The 22141-nt window shown below is 43.2% G+C and carries 19 protein-coding genes; 3 read left to right on the forward strand and 16 right to left on the reverse strand.

Annotated features, from left to right (window positions below):
- Positions 1-26: 26 nt before the first annotated feature.
- Complete coding sequence (locus LU297_RS01295) at positions 27-1340, reverse strand: DUF445 domain-containing protein (RefSeq protein ID WP_263076618.1); 1314 nt, start codon at positions 1338-1340, stop codon at positions 27-29.
- 191 nt (positions 1341-1531) lie between these two features.
- Positions 1532-2710 carry an Mrp/NBP35 family ATP-binding protein gene (locus LU297_RS01300; RefSeq protein ID WP_263076619.1) on the reverse strand — a complete coding sequence of 393 codons (1179 nt, stop codon included), beginning with the start codon at positions 2708-2710 and terminating at the stop codon, positions 1532-1534.
- 213 nt (positions 2711-2923) lie between these two features.
- Here LU297_RS01300 and queA point away from each other — a divergent pair, with 213 nt between their 5' ends.
- Complete coding sequence (gene queA / locus LU297_RS01305) at positions 2924-4000, forward strand: tRNA preQ1(34) S-adenosylmethionine ribosyltransferase-isomerase QueA (RefSeq protein WP_263076620.1); 1077 nt, start codon at positions 2924-2926, stop codon at positions 3998-4000.
- 38 nt (positions 4001-4038) lie between these two features.
- Positions 4039-5196: a tRNA guanosine(34) transglycosylase Tgt gene (gene tgt / locus LU297_RS01310; RefSeq protein ID WP_263076621.1), complete on the forward strand. Its 1158-nt coding sequence runs from the start codon at positions 4039-4041 to the stop codon at positions 5194-5196.
- A gap of 516 nt (positions 5197-5712) precedes the next feature.
- Here tgt and LU297_RS01315 read toward each other — a convergent pair.
- From LU297_RS01315 to LU297_RS01380, 14 genes are all read right to left on the reverse strand, one after another.
- On the reverse strand, positions 5713-5838 hold the full coding sequence (locus LU297_RS01315) for a methionine/alanine import family NSS transporter small subunit (RefSeq protein ID WP_263076622.1): 126 nt from the start codon (positions 5836-5838) through the stop codon (positions 5713-5715).
- A 13-nt stretch (positions 5839-5851) separates the two neighbouring features.
- Complete coding sequence (locus LU297_RS01320) at positions 5852-7339, reverse strand: sodium-dependent transporter (protein WP_263076623.1); 1488 nt, start codon at positions 7337-7339, stop codon at positions 5852-5854.
- A gap of 418 nt (positions 7340-7757) precedes the next feature.
- Positions 7758-8531: an acyl-ACP--UDP-N-acetylglucosamine O-acyltransferase gene (gene lpxA, locus LU297_RS01325; RefSeq protein WP_263076624.1), complete on the reverse strand. Its 774-nt coding sequence runs from the start codon at positions 8529-8531 to the stop codon at positions 7758-7760.
- 35 nt (positions 8532-8566) lie between these two features.
- Complete coding sequence (gene fabZ / locus LU297_RS01330; protein WP_263076625.1) at positions 8567-9097, reverse strand: 3-hydroxyacyl-ACP dehydratase FabZ; 531 nt, start codon at positions 9095-9097, stop codon at positions 8567-8569.
- Between the two features lie 29 nt (positions 9098-9126).
- Positions 9127-10143 (reverse strand): UDP-3-O-(3-hydroxymyristoyl)glucosamine N-acyltransferase, encoded by a 1017-nt coding sequence (gene lpxD / locus LU297_RS01335; protein ID WP_263076626.1) that lies wholly within the window; start codon positions 10141-10143, stop codon positions 9127-9129.
- Positions 10143-12692, reverse strand: a complete 2550-nt coding sequence (bamA, locus tag LU297_RS01340; protein ID WP_263076627.1) for an outer membrane protein assembly factor BamA — start codon at positions 12690-12692, stop codon at positions 10143-10145. The genes lpxD and bamA overlap by 1 nt, the downstream gene beginning before the upstream one ends.
- A 219-nt stretch (positions 12693-12911) precedes the next feature.
- The gene (gene rseP / locus LU297_RS01345; RefSeq protein ID WP_263076628.1) at positions 12912-14300 is read right to left on the reverse strand and encodes an RIP metalloprotease RseP; all 1389 of its coding nucleotides are present in this window, start codon (positions 14298-14300) and stop codon (positions 12912-12914) included.
- A 203-nt stretch (positions 14301-14503) separates the two neighbouring features.
- A complete protein-coding gene (gene dxr / locus LU297_RS01350; protein WP_263076629.1) occupies positions 14504-15715 on the reverse strand; it encodes a 1-deoxy-D-xylulose-5-phosphate reductoisomerase in 1212 nt (403 codons plus the stop codon).
- 26 nt (positions 15716-15741) lie between these two features.
- Complete coding sequence (locus LU297_RS01355; protein ID WP_263076630.1) at positions 15742-15954, reverse strand: hypothetical protein; 213 nt, start codon at positions 15952-15954, stop codon at positions 15742-15744.
- Positions 15955-16048: 94 nt separating this feature from the next.
- Positions 16049-16894: a phosphatidate cytidylyltransferase gene (locus LU297_RS01360; protein ID WP_263076631.1), complete on the reverse strand. Its 846-nt coding sequence runs from the start codon at positions 16892-16894 to the stop codon at positions 16049-16051.
- A gap of 593 nt (positions 16895-17487) precedes the next feature.
- Entirely contained in the window at positions 17488-18228 is a 741-nt protein-coding gene (gene uppS / locus LU297_RS01365) for a polyprenyl diphosphate synthase (protein WP_432806273.1), read from the reverse strand.
- Positions 18229-18347: 119 nt separating this feature from the next.
- Positions 18348-18902, reverse strand: a complete 555-nt coding sequence (gene frr / locus LU297_RS01370; RefSeq protein ID WP_263076633.1) for a ribosome recycling factor — start codon at positions 18900-18902, stop codon at positions 18348-18350.
- A 42-nt stretch (positions 18903-18944) separates the two neighbouring features.
- A complete protein-coding gene (gene pyrH, locus LU297_RS01375) occupies positions 18945-19670 on the reverse strand; it encodes a UMP kinase (protein WP_263076634.1) in 726 nt (241 codons plus the stop codon).
- Between the two features lie 211 nt (positions 19671-19881).
- Positions 19882-21408: a helicase HerA-like domain-containing protein gene (locus LU297_RS01380; protein WP_432806262.1), complete on the reverse strand. Its 1527-nt coding sequence runs from the start codon at positions 21406-21408 to the stop codon at positions 19882-19884.
- Positions 21409-21545: 137 nt separating this feature from the next.
- Between LU297_RS01380 and LU297_RS01385 the strand changes: the two genes are divergently transcribed.
- Positions 21546-22115 (forward strand): DUF2939 domain-containing protein, encoded by a 570-nt coding sequence (locus LU297_RS01385; protein ID WP_263076636.1) that lies wholly within the window; start codon positions 21546-21548, stop codon positions 22113-22115.
- Positions 22116-22141 lie beyond the last annotated feature (26 nt).

The following is a 22141-nucleotide window of genomic DNA, read 5'->3' on the forward strand; positions in this document are numbered from 1 at the left end:
ATATAAGTTGGCTAATCAATTTCTTTTTAAAAAAACACAACAATCAAATGCAACCAACCTGCCAAGAATCCTGTGATACCCCCCAATATAATTAGGGTGATTTCATCTTCTTGGAAAGCAGGTCTTAATAAATTCTGAAATTCTTTGGGGGTGAGTGCCTTGATACGACCTTCAAATAACCCAAAAATCTTACTGGCACGAGAAGTATTCAGCTTAGGGTCTCGGATTGGCACCATCGTAGCATCAATGGATTTATCCAAAATCGTGTCCTTAAAATCGTCCAATGCTCGCTCGTCCATACCCATTTTGAGCGTGGTTGATACCACAGGCGATTCTAACATTTCGTACAGATGTGATTTCATCACTTGGCGAGTTTTATCAGCACGATGCCCATACATCATCTCATTCATGATGTTTTCAAGCGTCACCAGCTCTTCGACAACAATTTGGGCAAACACACTAGATACCTCGTCTTGGCGTTTCATAAATCCACCTTGCCAAGAATAGCGATGCCAATGCGGCATCATTAAGCGAACTTTTTTGTTGTCATCATAGCAAAACACTCTGATGAACGGCACGATTTTTGGCTCAACAGGATTAAACACCATCCAAATGGCAATCCAGTTGGTCAACGCCCCCCAAATCATGGCAAAAAAAGGCACTGTCCAATGCTGAGGCACAAAATAAAAAATCGCCATTTGCAGCACGCCAAACCCAAAACCAATCAAGGCACTGATTTTCCAGATGAAATTGATTTCTTTTTTGCCCACTCGCAAAAACATATCAACCATCAGCTTGCGGTCGTTTTCCATTTTTTGCACAATCATCGCTTTCATATCGACCAACTCTTCGACATGATAGGTCAAATCCATCACCAGTGCTTTCATGACTTCGGGCAATTTGCCATGCACATGAGCATAAATACGGCGTTTGATGGCATACGGCATGTGCGTCCATAGCTGATACGAACGCTCCAACATAATCTCATCAATCAAACTTTCTAAGTTTTTATCGACCGTTGCTGTGATAAAATCCGCCATCTCTTCTGGCTCCATCGCTTGAAAAAACTCATCAAGCGAGCCAAGTTTGGAGAGCGTCTGATCGACAATCACGCCAGAAATTTTGCCAGCCTTAGCAGGCACAATTCCTTGCCAACCAAGACCCTGCAAGCCAAATGGCATATTTTTGATTTTAATCCCCCAAAAATGAATGGGGTAAAATAACATTTCTAACGCCATCCACACATGAGCCCAAGTAACAAATGCCGTTACAGGCGGAATGGTTAGCATTGCAATAAACTCTGGGTGCTGGGCAAGTGCTTGCCAAACAGATGAAAACATGAGTGCAACCGTTTTTTGTTGTGAATGACTGGCAATACGGCAAATTTGCCAATATACATTAGGATAACAATTTTACCACAAAAGCCTTATCTCGCCCAATCTTGCCAAACAACATGTCGATTTGTTACAAAACTTCATCAGTTAAGCAAGTATTGTGCAATCAAGCAGTCCATCAAGCGATGAGAGATTTGTCAAAAAAATCTTTGCGTGCTTTTTTTGCTAAATCGACCGATTTGTTCATCAATTTTTTTGGCGGCATTAAGATAGTGTTCGCCCACCGCTTGCGTTTGTATGGTTTTTGGTGTGCCTTTATCCATCTGTTCACGAATACTGGCAACCAAAGGCAGCTTACCCAATAGCGGTACTTGATATTCTTGGCTCATCATCTGACCACCACCTGACCCAAAAATCTCTTCGCTATGTCCACAATGAGAACACACATGCACCGCCATATTTTCTAACACACCCAAAATTGGAATGTCGGTTTTGATGAACATTTCAATGCCTTTTTGGGCATCAAGTAACGCAATGTGCTGTGGTGTTGTCACAATCACCGCACCTGTGACAGGGATTTTTTGTGCCATAGATAGCTGAATATCGCCTGTACCAGGTGGCATGTCGATGAGTAGATAATCAAGCATGGGCCAGTTGGTTTGACCATATAGCTGCATCAATGCACCCACCGCCTTAATGCCACGCCACGCCACAGGAGTTTGTTCGCCATCAAGCAAATTACCGATTGACAACATGGCGATACCGTCAGCGTCTATTGGGACAAATTGCTCGTTTTCCACCAGTGGTTTTTGTCCTGACACACCAAGCATGGCAGGAATAGAAGGTCCATAAATATCTGCATCTAAGATACCGACCTTTTTGCCTAATTGTTGTAGGCTTAATGCCAAATTGACCGTCGTGGTGGATTTGCCCACACCGCCCTTGCCTGAGGCGATGGCAATGATGTGTTTGATGCGTGGGTGTGCGGTCAGCTCGCTTTGTTTTGGGGCGGGTTTGCTGGGTTTATCCGCCTTGTTCTCAGCTTTGGGTAGCGTACTAGGCTGATAAGACTGCACCACAGAATCGCTGGGTGTTGATGTCTTTGTTTGTTGCTTGGTTGAGGCGGTCACAATCACATTAAGATTAACTTCATCAATGCCCAAAGTGTGCAGTTTGCTTTGCAATGCTTGATATTGTCGTTCCAACTCTGCCGTGTCATCATCTTCTTGAATACGCATTTGCATCTCGACCACACGGTCTTGAACGCTCAGCTTTTCAACAAACAAACCAAACGACTGACCATAAAGCGTCATCTGGTTAATGATGGCGCTAATCTGCTCTTCTTTGGGTTTGTTTTTTTTAAATGGATTAAACATGGTCTGACTCGCCAAATTTTATTTATTATGTTGGTTATTATAAAATCAAATTAAGTGCTTATCCATTACTATTTTTTAATTTCTACAAGTAATTTTGCCAATCGTCATACTTATTCAGTCAAGTCTGCTCCATTTGTTCTCATTTTAAGCTAGTGAAAAGTACGGTTTTTTGCTAAAATAACCGCTTTATCACTGGTTAAGCGATTATTTTTTATGCAACCATCAGACACGCCTTTATCGGTCAATGATTATGACTATCATCTGCCAGATGAGCTGATTGCTCGCCACCCATTATCCAGCCGTAGTGCCTCTCGCCTACTATATATCAATGCTGCTGGTATTCATCAAGACAAAGTCTTTACCGACATCATAGACTTGTTTGAAGCAGGCGATTTGCTGGTGCTAAACGACACCAAAGTCATGAAAGCTCGCCTGTATGGTCAAAAATCGACTGGCGGTGCGATAGAAATGCTGGTTGAACGACTGCTAGATGGCGATGGCGTGTATCAACATCGTGCTTTATGCCACATCAAATCCAGTCGCTCGCCCAAAGCTGGTCAGACGCTACATCTGGCTGATGGCAATATGCACGCCACCGTTTTGGGTCGTCAGGACAATCTATTTTTGGTCAATTTTGACAATCCAATATTGCCAGACCTAGACCGTTATGGACAGATGCCCATTCCGCCTTATTTTGAACGACAAGCAGATGACACAGATGACGAACGCTACCAGACGGTTTTTCACGACCCCAACAAAAGTGCCAGTGTCGCTGCCCCAACCGCCAGTTTGCATTTTGACGACCAATTATTAACCGCCTTGCAAAATAAAGGGGTGCAAATTTCATTTGTAACTTTGCATGTCGGGGCTGGCACTTTTGCCCCTGTCAAAACAGAAGACCTGCGTGAACACATCATGCACGCCGAATACGCTCATTTGCCACAGCAAACTGCTCAGCTCATCAATCAAACCAAAGCAGCTGGCAAGCGTGTCATCGCTGTTGGCACGACCGTTACTCGCACCTTAGAAACCGCCAACTTGCATCGCATTGACGGACAGCTAACATCATACCAAGGGGATACTGATATTTTTATTTATCCTCCCTATCAATTTGGCGTGGTAGATTGCTTGATTACCAATTTTCATCTACCGAAATCCACGCTACTGATGCTGGTATCAGCATTTGCAGGCGTTGATGTCATCAAACAAGCCTATCAACACGCCATCGCACAAAAATATCGTTTTTTTAGTTATGGCGATGCAATGTTTTTGGAAAAATCAAATCGTTAAACCATCGTTTATTTTTTAATTCAATCATCGGAATATCAATGAAATTTACCTTACACAACACAGACAATGGCAACAACCACGCCCGTCGTGGTACAGTTCATCTGGTTCATGGCGATGTACAAACACCTGCTTTTATGCCTGTGGGCACTTATGGTACGGTCAAAGGCATGCTACCAAGAGACATTCATGGCATTGGTGCAGACATTATTTTGGGCAACACTTTTCATCTATGGCTGCGTCCTGGTATGGAGGTCATCAAGCAGTTTGGTGGATTACATCAATTCATCAATTGGGACAAGCCTATCTTGACCGATTCTGGTGGTTTTCAGGTATTTAGCTTGGGAGCAATGCGAAAAATCAGCGAAGAAGGTGTGGCATTTCGCTCGCCTGTGGACGGTGCCAAAGTCTTTTTGTCGCCAGAAACCTCCATGCAAATCCAAAATGACCTAAACTCCGACATCGTGATGCAGTTTGATGAATGCACCCCCTATCCTGCCACCCACCAAGAAGCCCAGCAATCATTGGAGCTATCTTTGCGTTGGGGTGAACGCTGCATCAATGAACACCAAAAACTTGGCAACAAGAACGCTCTGTTTGGTATCGTACAAGGCAGCATGTACGAAGATTTGCGTATGCAGTCACTTAAAGGCTTGCTGGATATGCCATTTGATGGCTATGCCATTGGCGGTCTGTCTGTTGGCGAGCCAAAAGATGAGATGATTGGCGTGCTAAACTACCTGCCCAATCGCATGCCATCAGACAAACCACGCTATCTGATGGGCGTGGGCAAGCCTGCCGACATCGTGGAGGCGGTGCGTCGTGGCGTGGATATGTTTGACTGCGTGATGCCAACTCGTAACGCTCGCAATGGTCATTATTTTGTGACAGGCAATGCCGAAAACAAAGGTGTGGTACGCATCAAAAATAGCCAATACCGCCACGACCTATCCCCACTTGATGAGCATTGCGATTGTTACACCTGTCAAAATTTTAGCCGTGCTTATCTGTATCATCTGCACAAATGTGGAGAAATGCTGTCCGCTCAACTTGCCACCATTCATAATCTTCGCTATTACCAACGCCTCATGGCTGATATTCGCCACGCCATTGAGCAAGGTCAATTTGATGAATTTGTTGAAAAATTTTATGCTAATTGGGGTTTGCCTGTGCCAGCATATCATAAAGACGACTACTAAGTCGCCAAACCCATCAAAAAACCCATCTTGCATCAGCTACTGGTGCAAGATTTTTTTTGCACTCAATGATAACCGCTGACTGCATTGAGCAAGCTAGGGTTTGTAATAAGATATAGTCAATTCTATTCAAAACCAGACAAAGGTTTTTTTGCTCAAAGTGAGCTTGCCTACCCATAACGAAAAATCCGCCCACAGGCAAGCTTGGGGCGAACGGTTTTGCTGTATAGTTTTGATATGAATTAAGTGTACAAACCATCTTACTTTATACAGGGACTGATATGATGACAGATGTCTTGCCATCAATCCGTGCAACATCAATCAAAACACTTATCCATCAATCAAAAAAAACAAAACATCATCAAATGCCTATATTTCAGCATATTTAAAAGGCTTACTATTTAATATTGATTTTAAATATTAGTAATATTATATCAACAAATATCTACATGTATCGCAACTCATAAAAAAACACGCCATATCTAAATAGAAAATGGCGTGTTTTTCATTCATGATTTATCAATCATCTGGTACCTGATTTATGTCAATATCAGGATTTTTTACCAAATGAATGGCAGATAAAATAAGACCACCCCAAACGGCAACGATGGCAACAATCATCACAATTAATGCTGTTGTATTCATTAACATACTCCTTTTATTCGTGGTGAGTTTTATCACCCTTGACGAGCGAAAACACCACAGAGACGATGATAAAGAGAGCGACCACTCCCCAGCCAAAGATGTTGATTACAACAGCAGGATAGTCACCATAACCTTCGCTTAGAAGAGATTGTAGTGATAGCACCAATGCCACAATTAACGACAGTGGTGTGATAATCGTCAGCATAAATGACCAACCAGCACCCACTTTAAAGCTAGAAATTGCATTGATATGATTAATCAGTTTTGGTAATACACCACGATTAAACCAAGAAACCCAGATGATTGATAGGATTGCACCGACAACCACGCCGATATTATTAGCAAAATGGTCAATCACATCAACAAAGGTAATAGCATTGTAAGTACCAAACATCGCTATCGAAATCACTGCGGATACACCGCCAACAATCGTGACTGCTTTATTTTTTGACCAACCAAACTTATCTTGAACCGCTGATACTGGCACTTGTAGGATAGATACCATTGAGGTAAGACCAGCCACAAAAAGAGAGCCAAAGAACAAAATACCGATGATACCACCTGCATCACCCATCGTAGAGATGATTTTTGGAAAAGCAACAAACGCCAAGCCAATACCGCCTTTGACCACCTCTGACACTGGTACGCCAGAAGCCTGAGCCATAAAGCCCAGCACCGAAAAAATACCAATACCAGCCAGCAGCTCAAACGATGAATTGGCAAAACCCACCACCAAACCTGAACCTGTCAGGTTGGCATTGCGATTTAGGTAAGAGGCATAAGTCACCATAATACCAAAGCCAATCGACATAGAGAAAAATACATGTCCATAAGCGGCAAGCCATACTTTTGGATCTGCCATTTTTTCCCAATTTGGGGCAAAGAAGGTGTTAAGCCCTTCGGCAGCACCTGGCAACATTACTGCACGCACCACCAGCACCGCAAACATCACCACCAACAGTGGGATAAAGATACGGTTGGCCAACTCAACCCCTTTACGGATACCGCCATACAAAATAAACAGCACAATCGCCCAAACAGCAATCAACCCAATCAATAAATGTGGTGCATAGCCAAAGGTAAGTTCGCTGGCATTTTGTAGGTAATTATTAAAGAAAAATCCTTCGGTGTCCTCGCCCCATTGTTGCCCAAAAGCAAATAGCGTATAATTGCCCGCCCAACTTAAAACAGAAGCATAATAAATACCAATAATACTACATACCGCCACCTGCCACCAGCCAATCCCTTCGGCAGATTTAATCATACGGCGATACGCAGTTGGTGGTGCTCCTTTATATTTTTGCCCTGCAACATAGTCCAAAAACAGCAATGGAAAACCCGCTGTCATCAGAGCAATCAGATACGGAATAAAAAACGCACCACCACCATTTTCATAAGACACATAAGGGAAACGCCAAATATTTCCCAAGCCAACAGCCGAACCAATGGCTGCCAAAATAAAGCCAGAGCGTGCTGACCAACTCTCTCGTTGTGCCGACATAGCTTTCTCCTATCAATCCACCGCCACTTTTGTGGTTATTCTTATCACAATCATGTGGCGATTCGGTTATCTTTTGTGCTTAATCCACCAGAACATATCATGGTTTAAGCACCCCAAACACTCTTAATCATGGCATCACTCATCACATCATGGACAATCGCCCCATGTGCCTTTAAGCCATAATCAATATTTGTTAAAAAATTTAGCCCATCTGACACCATCAGTCTATTTCATGATGGATTTCATAAATGATAATTATTCCTAAAAGTTAAATTATTGATAACTATAATTTATGATATAAGCAAAATTTAAAACCAAAATGATAGTTTGAATTAAGATGCCAAAAAAGTCAAATTTTTTGCACAAAAAAAGCCCATCATCAATACGATGTGGGCAAATTTTGGCAAAATCTACCAAATCAGCGAACTAAACCTCGTTCGCTTTTTTGGATAGATTGAATGAGTAGCTCGATTTTTGGTTCATCTTTTGCCAATGTTTGCAGTTTCTCCACCGCCTCATCACGCAATAAACCAGAACGAAACACCACCTTGTAGGCTTCATCAATGGCATTGATGGTTTCTTTACTCCAACCCTTGCGACGCATACCCTCTTTGTTCAGACCGTGTGTTTTGGCAGGATTACCAGAAACCGTCACAAAAGCCGCCACATCTTTTAAAATCAGGCTCGCTCCACCAATCATGCTATAATCATCGATACGACAAAACTGATGGATACCAGACTGACCGCCAATGATGACATGGTTACCAATATGGCTATGTCCTGCCACACCCACATTATTGGCAAGCACATTATAATCCCCCACCACGCAATCGTGTGCCAAATGCACATTAACCATGAATAGATTATGACTGCCAATTTTGGTTAGTCCATTGTCTTGACTGGTACCACGATGAAAAGTACACGCCTCACGAATGCGATTGTAATCACCAATCTCCAAGAAAGTCTCTTCGCCTGCGTATTTTAAATCCTGAGGATTTTCGCCAATACTGGCAAATTGATAAATCTCGTTATGCTGACCAATGCTGGTGTTTTCGCCGATAATCACATGGCTACGAAGTACCGTACCTGCACCGATTTTGCTATTTTTACCCACGATGCAATATGGTCCAATCTGGGCGGTTGGGTCGATGATGGCGGTTGGGTCGATGATGGCGGTTGAGTGAATGCTCATAAGTTGCTCCAATATTGCTTATCCATACCAAGAACTTAGGCGTTCATGCCATCAACTTTTTGACGAGCAATCATAATTTCAGCACTGCACGCCAGCTGTCCATCAACATGAGCGGTGCAGGCAAATTTATAAATATCTCGTTTATTCATGATGGTTTTTGAGCGAATAACCAACTGATCGCCAGGCGTGACCAATTTTTTGAAACGCACTTTATCCACACCAGCAAACAAATACAAATAGCCATCTTCGGAAGTCTGCCCTGCACTGATGAATCCTAGAATACCAGAAAGCTGTGCCATCGCCTCGACCATCAGCACGCCAGGCATGATGGGATTGTCAGGAAAATGACCGTTGAATAACTCTTCATTGATACTGATGTTCTTATAGCCTGTAATCCATTCATCAGGACGACAAGCAGTAACACGGTCAATCAACATAAAAGGATAGCGATGAGGCAGATAGTGTTTAAGCTGGTCATATTGCATTGGCAAGGCAACACCACGCTCAGCCAACTGCTGAATATCTGTCTCATTGAGCAGTTCATAATCAATCAAAGATACTGACATAGATTTTTCTTCCGATTAGATTCTTAATATTATTTTTCGCCCATTTGACGAAAACGCACCGCTGCTCTTCGCCAGTTTGCTGATGGCATCGCTGCTGTGCCAGATGAATAACTGCCCGCCTCTTTAATGCTATTAGTTACCATCGTCATGCCGGTAATCGTTACACCATCGGCAATTTGAATATGCCCAGAAATACCGACCGCACCACCGATAATGCAGTTTTTGCCAATCACGGTACTGCCTGCAATACCAACCTTAGCAGCAATGGCTGTACCCGAGCCAATCTGTACATTGTGAGCAATCTGCACCAGATTATCAATGATTACATCACTGCCGATCACGGTATCCTCGACCGCCCCACGGTCAATGCAGGTATTACTACCAATACGGCTGTCATCACCAATGACAACACGACCAAGCTGAGCGATGCGTTGCCATTTGACTCCGCCCTCCACATAAGGAGCAAAACCAAATCCTTCTGAACCAATGCTGGCATGGCTGTGGATACGTACTCTTTGACCAATCAGACAATCATGAGCAATCATGACCTGTGCATCAATAAAGCTGTCTTGACCAATATGCGTACCTGCACCAACATGACTGCCCACGCCGACAAAAACACCATCGCCAAGCACCACATCAGCTCCAATGACGGCATAAGCACCAATGGCGACATTCTTACCAATCTTAGCCGTCTCATCAATGATGGCGGTTGGGTGGATTGCTTGATGAGGTCTGCGAACAAAAAGTGTGCTGATGCAAGCATGTGCCAAATACGCATCTTTGACAATGATTGCAAGGCTGTTTTTTGGCAATATCTGAAGTGCTTCTTCAAAAAACTTTTGAGAAATCAGCACTACACCTGCTTGCGTATTGGCAAGCTGCGGCAAATATTTTGATTGTGCCAAAAACGCCACTTGATTCGCTGTGGCACTACTTAAACTGCCCACACCTGATACAGATAGGGTTTTACCTGTCAGTTCATCAAGATTGGCAATCGTTTGACGACAAGCGATTGCCTCCAATAAAGTGTGTAATGCTATCATTAAAAGACACTACCAATTTGGAACTGTACTTTATCGGTCTTGTCATTTTCTTTTGCACCAAAGGTTTTGGCATAGCTTAGTGACAACGGTCCAATCGCCGTGTACCAAGTAATACCAGCACCTGCACTATAACGCAAACGGTTGTCGTTTTGTAGTAGCTGTGCCTGACCTGATAGATTTGGGTCTAGCTCCGACAAATCGATGTACTTATCGGTCGCTCCTGTGGTATCAAACACCTGTCCACCTTCGGCAAACAATACGGGACGAACTTGACTGGTCCAGTCGCCCTTAAATGGCAGCGGTAAAATCAATTCAGCACCAAAGGTGGCGATGGCATTACCACCGACCACTTCGCCACGACCCACACCACCGTTAAGCATCGTTGTGGCGGTTGCCAATGTTTCTTTTTGGTCATCGCTCAGTGTACCACCTGAGTTTTGGTATGCTTCTAGCGATGCTTTTGCACGAGCAGCATTGACAATGTTGGTTACCGCACGAGATTGTGGGCCTAGACTTGATTGGTCGTAGCCACGCACCGAGCCATAGCCGCCTGCGTAGAAGTTTTCATAAAATGGCAAATTATTACCATAACCCAAACGAGCATAACCACGCAAAATGGTGTCTTTAATCAAAGGCTTGTAAATATTACCTTGATAGACTGCTTTTTGATAAGTTTTATCGCCAAAACCTAGCGTCAAGTCCACCGTGTGACTCATGCCAGAAGTTGGGAATACTGGCTTATCTAGGCTTGAATAGCTCCAACCAAGCAAGGCATTATAGGTATTGTATTTTTTCTCAAAACCATCAATGGCAAAAATTGGATTGTCAGGATTCACGCTGTTTTCATAAAAACCGCTATGCACCTTACCGCCATCTTTGACCAGCTCATAGGCATTATTTAGACCCATATAGCGACCACCACGCACCTTGATGCTGTCTAGGTTAATACCGCCACTGATGCGTTGATTTTCATCAATCGGATAGCTATAAGTCAAATTACCGCCATAAGAGTCTAGTACATAGTTACTGATGTTTTTGCTGTCATATTTGGTTTTACGATAGTAACCACCAATGGTCTGCGATACACCATTGACCGTAAAATATGGGTCGGTTAGACTCAGGCTATAAGCATCTCTGGTTTCTGAGCGAGAAAAACCAGCCGACATACGATTACCTGTTCCCATAAAGTTATTTTGAGAAAGGTCAAACTGGAAGGTCACACCGCCACTTTGTGAATAACCTGCCGAAATGGTCGATGAACCTGATGGCTGCTCTTCTACGACAAAATTGACATCAATTTGGTCTGGTGCATTTGGCACAGGCTGTGTATCTACGATGACATTTTTAAAGAAACCTGTACGCATCAGACGCACACGAGACAACTGGATTTTTTGGTTAGATGCCAATGCTCCTTCCAGCTGACGCATTTCACGGCGTAGCACTTCATCTTTGGTCTTATGGTTGCCCGAAAAATTGATGCGACGCACATAGACAGGACGTACAGGGTCAATGTGATACTCGATATCGACCGTGCGAGTCTTGTCATTGATGATGCTGATTGGGCGAATTTGGGCATAATAATAGCCATCATCGCCAAACTTGCTGGCGATGGCAGAATTGGTCTCATCCAGCTTGCTTTGGGTGTAAGTATCGCCTTCGCCAAACTTCACCAAGTCACGCAGTTCATTTTCAGGATAAGTCAAATTACCTGCAAAACTAACTTTACCAAACTGATATTGCTCGCCTTCGGTAATGGCAACTTCGATGAATACTTTCTCTTTTTCTTCATCGATATTTAAGGTTGCATCATCAATATTAAATCGCACAAAACCATTATTTAGATATTTGGCACGCAGTTTTTCGACACTGGCAGTCAGCTTTTCTTGGGTGTAACGGTCAGCACGAGATAATGGATTGATCGTTTTGTCCTTGACAACAAACTCTCGTTTTAGCTCTTCGGTATCAAAATGTTTATTGCCAATGATGTTGATGTCGGTTACTCTGGCTCGCTTGCCTTCCACAAACTCCAAATCCAGCTTGACACGATTGCCATCAAGCTCAGTTTGCTTAGCACGAATTTGGGTATTATAGTAGCCTTGCGAAGCATACTGGTTAATCAGCTCGCTCTCGATTGCCTTGATGCTTGGTTGTTTTAGCACACCGCCCTTGACCAAGCCACTTGATTTTAGACCTTGCTCCAAGGCATCTTTTGGAATCAAACGGTTGCCAGTAAAATTTAGCTCGGCAATCGTTGGGTATTCACTCACACGAAATAAGACACGGTCGCCATTAACATCAGCTTGCACATCAGAAAAATGACCTGTGGCGTACAACGCACGAATGCTTTGTGCCAACTGTTCATCACTGACTGCTTGTCCCAAGCGAATCGGCAACACCGTCTGCAAGCTTTCAATCGTAACACGCTGCAAGCCTGTGATGGCAATATCATTGGCAACAAAAGTCTGAGCCTGTGCTTGACTCATCATCACCATCGACACCGCCGCCGCAATCGATGTTGCAGCAAAACCAGAAAAAGTAGAATTACGCATAAGTTTATCCAAACTATTTTTAATACATTATCTTGTTAGAAAAACTTGATTATAGATGTCATTATTGGCAAAATAAAATCAAAAATCTCTACCAAATAAAGACTGATTGATAATCAAGTACAATCATTGGTGATAAAGGTAAGCTAAAAACGCTTTTTTGGCAAGTCCTAAACGCAAATTTTGTGAAAATTCGCCAAATTTTTTGATAAAAGTTACCAATTAGCCAAAAATTCTCATCACATCGTTACTTATTGCAAGTGCCATGAAACAAAATAGCATGAGTGCACCAATCTTTAATGCGTTCATTTGCATGGACTGCGGCATTGGCTTACCCGCCACCAGCTCATAAGTATAAAACACCAAATGCCCGCCATCAAGCACAGGAATGGGGAGTAGGTTTAGCACCGCCAGCGACAAACTCAATAGGGCAGCGGTCGATAATACTTGTTGCCAGCCAATCTCAAAACTATTTTTGGACACTTCGGCAATCGCAATCGGTCCTGACAGATGCTCCAAACCAATCAAGCCCATCATCATCTTTTTGATTGAACCAAGCGTCATCATCGCCAAATCATAAGTTTTGCCCAATGCCTTGTCAAACGCCTGACTTGGTGTATGCTTAATCATCATTCGATACTGGGCAGGAATAGCAGTGTCTGGGTCATACGCCACTTGTACACCAATTTGACCGATTTTTTTGCCATCTTTATCCATGACTGCATTGGGCAGCACTCGAACATCAAGCACTTGATTGGCTCTCTGCACAGAAAACACCAAAAATTCATCTGGGCTTTGGCGGATAATCTTTGCCACTTCCTGCCAGCTATTGACTTGTATTTGGTTGATGCTTAACACCTTATCGCCAGTTTTTAGACCCATCACATCCGCTGCACCTTTTGGCACAACCTGCCCAATCACGGGTGCTAACATTGGCTGATAAGGCAACACACCAAAATCACTCAGAGGGTCTTGCTGCGTGTGTTTGGCGTGTTGCATGAACGAAGTGATGGCAACAGGAATGGTTTGGCTGACTGATTTTGTGTTGTCTTGCTCATGAAGCACGCCGACATTAACCACGCCAGTCTCGCCCATACGGTCACCAAGTGCATACGCCACTTCTTCCCAAGTCTGCACAGGCTTACCATCAATGTGCGTGATTTTATCACCCAGCGTCAAATGACTGGCGGCCGCAGGTGAATCTGGTAGTAGCTGACCAATTTTGGTGTTTAACTGCTCACTGGGCTGTAAAAACAGCACAAAAAATAAAGCAATGGCAATCAAAAAATTCATCACAGGCCCTGCGATGACGATGGCGATTTTTTTGAGTGGATGGGCATTGTTAAAAGCTAGATGTTTCTCACTCTCGGCAACTTCGCCCTCTCGCTCGTCCAGCATTTTGACATAACCGCCCAAAGGCAGAGCAGATATACGATAATCAATGCCTGTTTTTTTGGAAGTCCAACCAAACAGGCGTGGGCCCATGCCAATAGAATAAGTCAAAACCTTCACCCCACACAAACGAGCAATAATATAATGCCCCCATTCATGCAAAGCAATCAGTGGCGTCAAAACACAAACCGCCGCCAAAAACATAAGTAATGCGTTCATCATTTCTTAAATATTTTAAAATCAAATTTTCTCAATAGGCTGATACATTTTGGCAAATTTTAAAACATTGGGTGTATTTTCTATCGTCATTGGATAAACAACTGCACAACATAAATTACCATTCAAAATTGTACTCTCGAATGCCAAATGACAATTTAACAAACTTATTTTGCAAACTCTTATTGCTCAATTTATCCATTTCATCAAAGATAATCAATCATCAATTGAGCAATTTTTCTAACCCTTTTATCCAAATCCAAAATATCCACCAACTTCTCAAAACTTGTTGTTAATTCATTTGCCAATTCATCAAACGCCAAACACTTTTCTACCACCACCGCAATGTCGGTCAATTTAATTTTGCCTTTTAAAAATGCCTCCACCGCCACTTCATTGGCGGCATTTAAAATAATACACGCCCCATTGCCAAGTTTCATTGCTTGTTTGGCAAGGGCTAGGCAAGCAAATTTTTTCTCATCAGGCTTAATAAATTCCAATTTTGCCATTTCAAATAAATTCAAAGGCTTAACGCCACTTGCCAGACGGTTTGGGTACGCCAAAGCATAGCCAATCGGCGTTTTCATATCAGGCGTGCCACATTGTGCCAAAAACGAGCCGTCCACATATTCCACCAAGGAATGCACCACGCTTTGTGGATGAATGGCGACCGCCACCTGCTCCACGCCCACGCCAAACAAATGACAGGCCTCAATCAGCTCCAAGCCCTTATTCATCATCGTGTTGGAGTCCACCGTGATTTTTTGCCCCATTGACCAGTTGGGGTGATTGACCGCCTGTGCGACACTTGCCGTACGCATTTCGTCATAAGATTTGTGCAAAAACGCCCCACCGCTGGCAGTTAGCCAGAGTTTACGAATGCCAAAATTTTTGCTATTTATCAAGGTATTATCGCCCTGTACCGCCTGTGGCAAACATTGAAAAATGGCGTTATGCTCGCTGTCAATCGGCAAAATGGTCGCCCCTGTCTCTTTGGCGGTTTTCATCACCAAATCGCCCGCCATTACAAGGCTTTCTTTATTGGCAAGCAAGACTTTTTTGCCCGCCTTGACCGCCAACAAAGTAGAGCTAAGCCCTGCCCCACCGACAATGGCACACACCACCGTATCGGCTTTGTCGTGGCTTGCGATAAAATCCAAGCCCTCGCTTGACTTTAACACTTGCGTGGCTAAGTTTAATGCACGCATTTTATGATAAAATTCATCAAAATACGCATCGCCAATGACCGCAAATACTGGGTTAAATTCTTGACAAATCTCCAAAAGCCTTTGCACATTAGAAAAGCCAGAAACAGCAAATAAACGGTAACTGTCTAAATGCAGACGAATCAAATCAAGGGTGCTGGCACCGATAGAGCCTGTGGCACCCAATAAAGTAATATGGTTAATTGAAGTCATTAAAATAATCGTCTAATCTTTAAAGGTTAATAGCTGGTATTATAACCCAAACTTTTACAATACTTGGTATGCTCAAAATACTCACTCATCGCCTGAGCATCGTTTTTGTTTGGGTATGGGGTTTGGTGCTGGCAATTTTTATCAAATCGCCTAATGCCATTTTGATTAACACTTGGTAAGGATTGACTGGCACACGCAGTCAAACACAACGCCATCATTGCCAAATAGACACTTTTCATTGTGTTACTCCTAATTGAATTAAAAATGGACTTTGATATTTTACCAAGAATATTATCTTAAACACCCTATCAATTGATAAACACAAAAAGAGTATCAACCACCAAACAACTGATAAGCCATCACAAAATGCGGTGTAAATTTTATGCCAAGCCAATCACAAATTAATATCCCAAAGGCAAAAATAGGCGTTGCCGAAAGCAAACTGTCAATCCTATCTAGCACCCCACCGTGTCCGGGTAAAATCGTGCCAGAGTCCTTAACTCCTGCTCGTCTCTTTAACATTGATTCAAACAAATCGCCAAGCACACTGACACCAACCACAACTGCCGACAACGCCAAAAACACCAAAAGCGTTGCCATATCCAGCCCCAAATACAGCCCCACGCCGACCGCCACAAGGCTTGCCGTTGCCACACCACCATAAAGCCCTTCTAGCGATTTGTTGGGCGAGACATTGGGGGCAAGTTTGGTTTTGCCAAACTTTCGCCCAACAAAATACGCCCCACTATCAGCACACCACACCAGCACAAAGACATACAAAAGCCACCATGCCGACAACTGCCACAGGGCATACATGGCGGTAATGGCGGATACCAAAATGATGACTCCCATCGTCCATAGGCGTTTGCCGTACCAGTTTTCTTTGGCAGGATAATCCTTGACCCACTTGGCGGCAAGTACCCACACAGGCACCGACAAACCCCACCATACCGCCCACGACTGTGGCACAAAAATACTCACAAGGGTAATGATAAGCACCAACGCCACAAACCAATGAGCCTTGTCTCGTCTTTTGGGCATCAGTTTTGTCCATTCGTGTGAGGCAATCAGCACACCCAATGTCAAAAGCGGTAAAAAGAAAAAAGGCTGACGGCTGACAAACATTGCCGTGCCGACAATGATGACAAGGATAATTGCGGTTTTAATTCGTTGCCACATTTAAGGGGTTCCAGTTTAATTAAAAATAGTATTAAAAAAATGCTAGATTATTTATTCATACCATTTACGGCAAATATAACATTTTCCGCTTTGATTATCCATTTGACAAATTAAATCGTCCCAAACTGCTCTGTCATAATCATCTACCGAAAAATTATCACGATTATCAAGTGCTTTACTATAAGAAACAAAAGTTAATGAGCTATCAAATTCATTAAAATTCACATTATCTTTTGCTCAGTTTTCTATATATTGACAATCTATTCTGGTAAAAACGGTATGTTTAACAATAAAAGCATTTTTCTTTATGGCGATTTAAATCATCTAAATATTTGGCGTGATAAATTTGATTGGGATTTTTTAAAACATAAACCAAAATTACCACACCTAATATAATAAGCCAAACAAATATTCTAGTTAAAAATTTTTAATATTTTTTAAAGATTGATTTCAATATTTTCAATCCTTAATTTCATAAGCAAGGGAGTGCAATCATGGCGATTTTTTGAAGCACCGACCATCACAGTGACACAAGTGACTGCTTAGAATTTGACTATACTTAGATGCTTTTAGCAATGATGCCAATCGAAAAGTCACTCTCCTTTTGCCACTTGTTCAGAAGTTTTGCCAAATCTTCGTTCACGACTGGCGAAACTCTCCATCATGCTTTGCAATTCATCAGGCGTAAAATCAGGCCATAAAGTTTTGGTAAAAAACAGCTCAGCGTAGGCACTTTGCCATAGCAAAAAGTTTGAAATACGATACTCGCCACCTGTACGAATGAGCATATCCACAGCTGGTAAATCAGCCAGCTCAACACAACCACCGAGCATATTGGCATCTATCTTATCTGCATTGAGTGTGCCAGCTTGCACCTGCTTTGCCAAAGTCTTAGCTGCCTGAGCAATGTCCCATTGACCACCATAACTGATGGCAATCACCAAAGTCATCGCATCAAAATGTGCGGTTCTGTCTTCGGCATCACGCATCAAGTCCGCCAACTCCTCAGACAACAAACTTCTATCGCCAATAAAACGCAACCGAATGCGGTATTTGTCCATTCGAGGCATTTGCTCATGAATGCTTTGGGCAAGCAGTCGCATCAATAGTGCCACCTCCTCAGGTGGTCTTGCCCAATTTTCAGACGAAAAAGCAAATACCGTCAAAACCTGCACACCACAAGCCAAACAATGCTCAACGATAGGGTCAAGTGCATTTTTGCCAGCAATATGCCCCGCCCCCATTGCCATTTGGTGCTGCTTACCATAGCGATTATTACCATCCATAATGATGGCAATGTGTTTTGGAGCATGGGGCATGGTTGGCGATGTGATTGGCGAGGTTGTCATGATGGTTTATCAAATCTTTTATGGTTTAAACAAAAAAAGGGCTGGTAGATGTTAGTATTTTAATCACGCTAAACAAACAACCAACCCAAACTGATGATGGTGGATTAAACTTCCATCAACTCATTTTCTTTCTTTTCAAGGCGTGCGTCAATCGCTGCAATGAATTTATCCGTCAATTTTTGAATTTCATCAGAAGCACGGCGTTCATCATCTTCTGAAATTTCTTTTTCTTTTAGCAAATCTTTGATGTCGCCAAGCATATCACGACGGATATTACGCACAGACACACGGGCAGATTCTGCATCGCCACGAGCGATTTTTTGCATATCACGACGAGTTTCTTCGGTCAATGCTGGCATTGGCACACGAATCACATCGGCAGTCATTGGATTTAGACCCAAGTCCGCTTCACGAATCGCCTTATCCACCGCCTGCACCATTGAGCGGTCAAAAGGCTGAACCAGTAGGGTTCGGCTGTCTTCGACATTGATGCTTGCCACTTGATTTAGTGGTGTGTCAGAACCATAGTAGCTAACCATAACACCAGACAATACACCAGGGTGAGCTCGACCAGTACGCAACTTGGCAAATGCACCTTCAAGGGCTTCTAGGGTTTTGTTCATGCGGGCTTCGCCGTCTTTTTTGATGTCGTTAATCATCTTTTATCCTTTAAAATATCTAAATAATAAAACTAATTTTTATCAATGATAAACACGAGTGCCTTCATCTTCGCCCATCACCACATTTAATAAGGCGTTTGGCTTATTCATATCAAATACCTGTAATGGTACATTGTGCTCACGGCACAAAGCAATGGCGGTCAAATCCATCACACCCAGTTTCTTTTCTAGCACTTCATCAAAACTTAGGCTATCAAATTTGACAGCGTCATCATTGGTAGTTGGGTCTTTATCATACACGCCATCAACTTTGGTGGCTTTTAGGATAAGTCCTGCCTCAATCTCGATGCCACGCAAGCAAGCAGCTGTATCAGTGGTAAAAAATGGATTGCCCGTGCCAGCCACAAAGATACAAACTTCGCCATTATTTAGATGGCGAATGGCATCACGGCTAGAATAAGACTCAACCACCGTATCGATGGCAATCGCTGACATTAGGCGGGTTTTGATGTTGCGGCGTACCAACGCATCACGCATTGCAAGCCCATTCATGACTGTGGCAAGCATGCCCATCTGGTCGCCCGTCACACGCCCAACCAAACCCTCTTGTTGTAACTGACTGCCACGATACAAGTTACCACCACCGACCACGATACCAACCTGCACGCCCAAACCACACAGATGAGCGATGGATAAACTCATTTGGTCTAATACAGAGGCATCAATGCCCATGCCTCGACCGCCTGCCAACGCTTCGCCAGAAAGTTTTAGTAGAATGCGTGAAAATTTTGGATTTTTATCAGACATACCGCCCCCAAATCATCATTGATATAAAGCCTTAGATAAATTGTCCTGATTGTAGCATATTTGATGGCATTTTGATAGTTTTTCTTGAAATTCATCTTGATTGATGGTGCCATCACTTAACAAGCAAGCCCACCAGTCATCATCATACATCAGTAACGCATTTGCAAAAAAACACCCGCACTAAGACGGGTGTTATTGATATGTCAATCAGTTATTTAAGCAAATTTTTGATGACACCCATCAAGCCACGAGTGATGGCACGGGTTGCTTGTTTGTTAATCTGACTGCCCAAGGCGTCAGCGGCATTATATGCCACGCCTTGCCCTGCTTTTTTGCGACCGCCTGTCAAACCACCAATAAACCCATCTAAGGCACTTGGCTCACTTTTGGCTTGTGGCTGACTGCTTGCCTGTGTCTGTTGCTGAATGGCAGCTTGCTCAGCTTGTGCCAAGGCTTCCTGTTCAGCTTTTTGCAACGCTTCAAATGCAGAATAATTATCCACCATGTCTTTATAAACACGGTACAAAACATCGCTTTGATAATGCGATTGACGCTCTGCATCGTTAAGCGGTGCTAGCTGTGATGATGGTGGCAAAATGTAAGCTCGCTCTACCACGCTTGGCATGCCTTTATCGTCCAAGAATGATACCAAAGCCTCGCCCACGCCCAGCTCGCTAATGGCACTTGCCACATCAAGTTTGTCATTGCTACGGAAAGTCTCTGCCGCAGCCTTGACCGCCTTTTGGTCTTTTGGCGTGAAGGCTCTTAAAGCGTGCTGAATGCGATTGCCCAACTGACCCAAAATCGCATCTGGCAAATCCAAAGGGTTTTGGGTCACAAAATACACACCCACGCCTTTTGAGCGAATCAGACGCACCACCTGTTCGATTTGTTTGGTTAAGGCAGACGGCATGCCATCAAATAATAGGTGTGCCTCATCAAAAAACAGCACAAATTTTGGCTTATCCAAATCGCCCACTTCTGGGAAAGTCTCAAAAATCTCCGCCAAGAACCACAACAAGAACGCCCCATATAAGCGTGGCGAACGCATCAATTTATCAGAATTTAGGATATTGATGACCCCTTGCGAGCCAATCGTCTGCACCCAATCCTCCAAATTCAGTGATGGCTCGCCAAAAAAGGTGTCGCCTCCTTCGCTTTCAAGTTGTAGTAATTGACGCTGAATCGCACCGATACTGGCAGCAGAAACATTGCCATACTGTGTGCGAAATTCTTTGGCATTGTCCGACACAAAACTGAGCATACTGCGTAAATCTTTTAAATCCAAGATATGCCAACCACGATCGTCCGCCACTTTAAAGACCAGATTAAGCAGCCCCTCTTGGGTGTCATTCAAATCCATCAGGCGAGCCAACAGACTGCTACCAAGCTGAGAGATAGTCACACGCACAGGAATGCCTGTTTCGCCATACACGTCCCAAAAACGCACAGGAAATCCGCTCAAATAACTATTATCCAGACCAAATTGGCTCATTCTTTCGCCAACCTTACTGCTTGCCTCGCCTGCCTGCACAATGCCTGACAAATCACCTTTGACATCTGCCAAAAACACTGGCACGCCTGCCTGACTAAAACTTTCTGCCATTTTTCGCAAACTGATGGTCTTACCCGTACCTGTCGCCCCTGCAATCAAACCGTGTCGGTTTGCCATTTTGGCGATGATTGCCAAATCTTGCTGACCATCAATACTTTTGGCGATATTAAATGCTGACATCATTTTTCCTATTATGATAAACCAAAAAAGTATGTTTATTATACGCACATTACCAAGCTCTGCCCATGTTATTTTTGTAAATTTGGCGAAAATTTGCGATAATATTTTGGCTATTTTTTATGACATGGGAATGATTGATTATGCGTAAATTACTTATTATTGTACTACTGGTACTACTGGCGTTGGTTGGTTATTTTATTGCATCGCCTTACTTGACACTCAACAACATCAAAAATGCTGCCCAAAATAAAGACATCGATACCATCAGTACCTATGTGGATTTTCCCAGTGTCCGCAGTGGTATCAAAGAACAGCTAAAATCAGAACTTAGCAAAGACATTGACCTTACCCAAAAAGACACCAATAACTTTGAAACCTTAGGGGCAATGATGGCGATTGGCATGATTGATGGCTTGGTAGATACCATGATTACCCCTAATAATCTTGGCGTATTACTTGAAGGTAAGGATTTTGCCAAACAACTTAGCCAAGCAAATGACACTTTGGCAAACCATGATGACAATCAATCAGCAAGTAATGCTTTGGACAAAGACTGGCAAATCGACACCGCCTATCAATCCACCAATCAGTTTGTGGTGAACATCACCAACCCAGACAACGGCAAACAAGCCCAAGCCATTTTGCAGCGAGATGGACTGTTTGGCTGGAAAGTGGTCAAGCTCAACCTTCCGCTAGACAATCTAAAATAACCCAACAAAAAACCCCTTGAAATCCA

The organism is Moraxella nasicaprae (assembly GCF_025643275.1).
Taxonomy (GTDB): Bacteria; Pseudomonadota; Gammaproteobacteria; order Pseudomonadales; family Moraxellaceae; genus Moraxella; species Moraxella nasicaprae.